This is a genomic window from Paraglaciecola sp. 25GB23A (assembly GCF_040012495.1).
Lineage (GTDB): Bacteria > Pseudomonadota > Gammaproteobacteria > Enterobacterales > Alteromonadaceae > Paraglaciecola.
Map to the genome: position 1 here is coordinate 1 of NZ_JBDYKM010000055.1, position 3,749 is coordinate 3,749.

Below are 3,749 nucleotides of genomic sequence, written 5' to 3' on the forward strand. Positions count from 1 at the left end.
TGTGTTAACAGGGCAGGCGGCAAGCCGCGATAGTTCATTAGGTTGGCGCAATAACAAGCAAAGGCATCGGACGCAAACAGCGCGCCGTTGCTTTGAGCGTTATAGCTAAAGTCGTATCGGAGACTGTATTTGTTTCAAATTATCATGATGATCTTGGGTTTTGGTTCGGGTATTTACAACCTGTGCCAAGGGCTAGGTATCATAAAAATAAAAAATTCAGATGAAATGGATAGCAAGAAATTAGCTGGCAAAAAGCAGATGTTAATTTTTAGCAGTTTCGTGATGTTTGGTATAGGGGTTATTTATACTTTGGAGTTTTTGGGTATATGGTAATGCTAAGCAGTTTTAGCTATAACAAGCCAAGCCAGCGGGAATTTTACTCGCTGAAAAACGCTCATAAAATCCCCAGCTTGGGGCGTTATAAGTGCTGTCTGAATGAAGATTAATTATCCAATTAAATGGGATGAACAAGATCATCTCGAAAGAGAATCTAAAGGTTGGCTTGATGGTATTGTGGTTACCTTAGATGATGGTTCAATTCATCGTGTGTGTGTTTATGATATTGCTAGGTTAAGTCAGGAATTAGATGACGAAGTAGAATCAGGCAAATCAGCTTTTGTTCAAAAGGGCTTGCTGATTGTGAGAAGTACTTCTAAAAAGCATATTGAACAAGCATTATTTCAAGCAGAAAAAGAAGGTTACTTTGAACACTAGTGCTTATAACAAGCCGTTTAACGAAAACGCCAGCAAACAACACTGGCTCGGACTCGCAAACTACGCTCGCCCGTTAACGGAGCGTTATAGCGCTTTGACCTTACAATTTATTGGTTAATATCGGTAGTAAGTTTTAGGCTCAAAAGTTTGTGGTTAGCTAGGGCATTTTTCGGTAATCGTCCTTTCAATTTTTAGCCAAACAATCTTGTAAACTTCCAACAGTTTCATCAGTATCAGTTCAACCTAACATGCATTTTTTCGTTGTAGTTTTGCTCAAGGTTGTTTTACAGTGTGGGTAATAAATTTAATCAAGTTGTTGTGCAAACAGGGCAGGCGGCAAGCCGCGATAGTTTATCTGGTTAGCGCAATAACAAGCAAAGGCATCGGACGCAAAAAGCCGCGCCGTTGCTTTGAGCGTTATTTTACGTTTTTATGTAGTTACATTATGGTTGCCTTTAAAAGGCTTAGCATACGTAAAAAGGAGTGAGTGCAGTGTCATATAACAAGCCAAGTCAGCGGGAATTTTACTCGCTGAAAAACACTCACAAAATCGCCTGCTTGGGGCGTTATGTGCAGTTCGAGCATGGAGCACGATGAAGAAAATTATAATACTCCCGTTGTTGCTGTTTTCGCTCTCTATATCTGCTGAAATTCTATGGAAGCCTGAAGCAATTTCATATGAATTAAAGCAAGCTCATAAGCTTCTTGGTACTGGCCTTATGCTTGAGCTTAATCAAATTTTGGAGCCAGGGGAAACTGGCTGGAAACAATCTAGAATCGATGTTCCAGAAAGCTGGGTTGGCGTAAAACTAGAAATGAAGCAAAGCACAATTTATATTACCGTAGGCTCGCAAGTGTATTATCTTAATCCTACAAACATGGGTGAACTCAGTTTTGCTATTCTCGATGGCGGCAATAAAACAGATGCACAGCTGCTGGGTATTTGGGTTAAGTATGCAAAAAGCACATAACAAGGCCAGTCAAATCGGACACAAACTCGCTGTCACCTTTTTTGCAAACGGCGCAACAAAGTCGCCATCAATTTTGTGCCGTTGCTGGCTGCGTTATGCATCATAAAGTGAGATCGAAACAATGAACCCAGTTGCAGTATTATATGATTGGTTCAAGGAGAATGAAGAAAAATTCGTCTCTTGTTGCAGTGAGATCGAGTTTAAAGACACTGGTCGTGGATCTGCATGCGTCAATCTCGACACAAAGAATCATCTTGTATCTGTCGCATCATGGAATCATGCCTTATGTCTAGATATACAAATAATAGAAGTACAATCTGAAGAGAGCACCTATCCACACACGGGAAATTGTGAATCAATTGAAGAGTTCAAACAGCATTTAGTCAATTTTTATGCTTGGTTTGAAAATGAGGCATGTAGAAATGCATAACAAACGCAGGCATAGCGACGGCTTTTTCGTTACGGCTTCGCCTTCACTACAAAGCCGCGCATGCTGCGGGCGTTATATTGCAAGAGGTGAGCCTTGAATTTGATTGTGGCAATTGGATTTTTAGTTGGTGGTCTTGTTGTGATATTCACGCCCACTAAGACACTTTTGCGAAATGATTATGGCGCTGGAAAACTGTTTTACAAATTAGAAAAAAATGAAGACGATGGCTTAAAATATGCGCGTAGGTTTTATAACAAACTTGGAGGTGCATTAGTATTCGTCGGGGTTTTTGGCATTTTTTTTACGGTTGTTAGTTGGTGAAATTGCAATATAACAAGCCAAGTCAGCGGGAATTTTACTCGCTGAAAAACACTCACAAAATCCCCTGCTTGGGGCGTTAGTTGTCACGAGAATATGGCATTCACTATTGACCAAAAAATAATATTTGCTTCTCGAGGTAGAAACCTTGAATTAGTTAACGAGAGAATATGTGAAGGTGGAGATATAAATTATCAAGATCCTAAACATGGTTCTGCTTTGGTTGCTGCGATAAATAATAATGATGAAAATATGGTTCAATTCTTAATTGATAACGGCGCAAATGTTAATGCTGAAAATTCACATGGAATTGTCCCTCTAGAAGTCGCTCTTCATCATTCAAGTGACGAAATAGTAAGAAAGTTATCATGGTCAGGGGCCAAACTTAAAAGTAGGTCTAGGCCTCATTGGAAGGAACGTTTGGAGTCTTGCCTAAGTGACAACTAACAAAAACATCAACTGGAAAACTACTCGCTGTAAAGCGCTCGTATTTTCCAGTTATATTAAGCGTTATAAGCCAATATGGACGGTAGAGTGAAAAAAGTAATTAGTTATCTGATTGTAGCGGCAATTTTCTTTGGTGTAGGTTGCATCTTTGGTAAATATCACTTCATAACTAATGATGTGCGTAACTTAAATTCAGCCGTAGAAGTTAAATCAAAATCAGGCGAGAAGGGTATTATCCCAGCTGGCTCAGAACTTCATTTTCATTCTTCTGCACACAGAACAACCAAGTATTTTGTTTTCATTGAATTATCTGATTCCGAAGTATCTACAAAAGTAAATAAGAACAAAGTGTCGCATAGTGGCGGTATTCAACCTCTTGCAGGCAGTAATCAAAATGGCTTATAACAAGTTTGTTAAGTTCGCCCAACGAGTTGGGCTGGGACGCGTAAACAGCACGCGCCCCTTACAAAAGCGTTATGAGTATAGGTGAATCATGGAGGTAGAAGATAAGTTGACGGAACTTTTTGACATTACAGTGGATGACTTCATGATGCATGCAAAAGCTAAAGAGGACGAACTTCAAGTATCCCAAGTGAGCTCGTCCTTTTTGTACTCATCAGTTTGTTACACTGGAAAATATTTCGCTATTAAGTCGAGCTCCGAAAAGGTAGATATTGAGGAATTCATACAAGAGCATAAAGAATTCTTTGAGTCATCACTTCGAAACGCTATTAAGTACTACACAAGCGATGAATAATACTCATAACAAGCAAAGTCAGCGGACGCAAACAGCGCGCCGTTGCTTTGAGCGTTATAGCGCTTTGGCCTTACAACTTGTTGGTCAGTATCGGTAGTAAGTTTTAGGTTCA

6 protein-coding genes are annotated in these 3,749 nt (G+C 39.7%); all 6 read left to right on the forward strand.

What is annotated here, in order from left to right; translation table 11 throughout:
• Positions 1–129 precede the first annotated feature (129 nt).
• The 6 genes from ABKW31_RS22625 to ABKW31_RS22650 all read left to right on the forward strand — a co-directional run bounded on the left by ABKW31_RS22625 (position 130) and on the right by ABKW31_RS22650 (position 3,285).
• Complete coding sequence (locus ABKW31_RS22625) at positions 130–333, forward strand: hypothetical protein (RefSeq protein WP_348618984.1); 204 nt, start codon at positions 130–132, stop codon at positions 331–333.
• A 102-nt stretch (positions 334–435) separates the two neighbouring features.
• On the forward strand, positions 436–714 hold the full coding sequence (locus tag ABKW31_RS22630) for a hypothetical protein (RefSeq protein ID WP_348618985.1): 279 nt from the start codon (positions 436–438) through the stop codon (positions 712–714).
• Positions 715–1,307: 593 nt separating this feature from the next.
• A complete protein-coding gene (locus ABKW31_RS22635; protein ID WP_348618986.1) occupies positions 1,308–1,685 on the forward strand; it encodes a hypothetical protein in 378 nt (125 codons plus the stop codon).
• A gap of 523 nt (positions 1,686–2,208) precedes the next feature.
• Positions 2,209–2,436, forward strand: coding sequence for a hypothetical protein (locus ABKW31_RS22640; protein ID WP_348618987.1), 228 nt, complete (start codon positions 2,209–2,211; stop codon positions 2,434–2,436).
• Between the two features lie 93 nt (positions 2,437–2,529).
• Positions 2,530–2,880 carry an ankyrin repeat domain-containing protein gene (locus ABKW31_RS22645; protein ID WP_348618988.1) on the forward strand — a complete coding sequence of 117 codons (351 nt, stop codon included), beginning with the start codon at positions 2,530–2,532 and terminating at the stop codon, positions 2,878–2,880.
• 87 nt (positions 2,881–2,967) lie between these two features.
• The gene (locus ABKW31_RS22650) at positions 2,968–3,285 is read left to right on the forward strand and encodes a hypothetical protein (protein WP_348618989.1); all 318 of its coding nucleotides are present in this window, start codon (positions 2,968–2,970) and stop codon (positions 3,283–3,285) included.
• The last annotated feature ends 464 nt before the right edge of the window (positions 3,286–3,749 follow it).

Excerpts from the sequence above, each read along its gene's own strand:
- ABKW31_RS22635 (WP_348618986.1), top strand. The coding sequence starts at position 1,308 with ATGAAGAAAATTATAATACTCCCGTTGTTGCTGTTTTCGCTCTCTATA.
- ABKW31_RS22630 (WP_348618985.1), top strand. The coding sequence starts at position 436 with ATGAAGATTAATTATCCAATTAAATGGGATGAACAAGATCATCTCGAA.
- ABKW31_RS22645 (WP_348618988.1), top strand. The coding sequence starts at position 2,530 with ATGGCATTCACTATTGACCAAAAAATAATATTTGCTTCTCGAGGTAGA.